General features: G+C 68.6%; 1 protein-coding gene. It reads right to left on the bottom strand.

Features of this window, described 5'->3' with window-relative positions; translation table 11 throughout:
• A partial coding sequence (locus I6F37_RS39130; RefSeq protein WP_225154246.1) for an extracellular solute-binding protein occupies positions 1 to 465 on the bottom strand: 465 nt, incomplete at both ends.

Raw genomic sequence — 465 nt, 5'->3', positions numbered from 1 at the left:
GTACATGCCGATCGACTTCTCGTCGCTGAACGTCTGGATCTCCTCGGCCGGAGTGGCTTCGGCGGTCGGCACCGGCACGACACCCCAGTCGACGTCTTCGCCGTAGACGGCGATGGCCCACGGCCCGACGATGGACATCGCCGACACCCCGTCGGCGAACGCGTCGGCGGTGTACGCCTCGCGGGGTACCAGCTCGGCGTCGTACAGGCTGCGCCAGAACGCGGCCACGGCGAAGCCGTCTTCGGACGCGAACGTGGCCTGTCCGTCGGCGACGAGCGGCAGACCGCTCTGGGCGATGTACAGCGGGTAGAAGTCGAACCACGGCTGGAAGAACTCGCCTGCCGGCGACGGCCAGATGGCGGCCTGCACACCACCGGAATCCACCAGGGTCTGCGCAGTGGCCAGGAACTCGTCGTAGGTGGCGAGCGGCGGGTTGTCCGGGTCGAGACCGGCCTCCTCGAAGAT

Source organism: Bradyrhizobium sp. NBAIM08, from assembly GCF_020193935.1.
Lineage (GTDB): Bacteria > Pseudomonadota > Alphaproteobacteria > Rhizobiales > Xanthobacteraceae > Bradyrhizobium > Bradyrhizobium yuanmingense.
The sequence above is the reverse complement of the archived record's forward strand: the minus strand, read 5'-3'. Positions and strand labels throughout refer to the sequence as shown.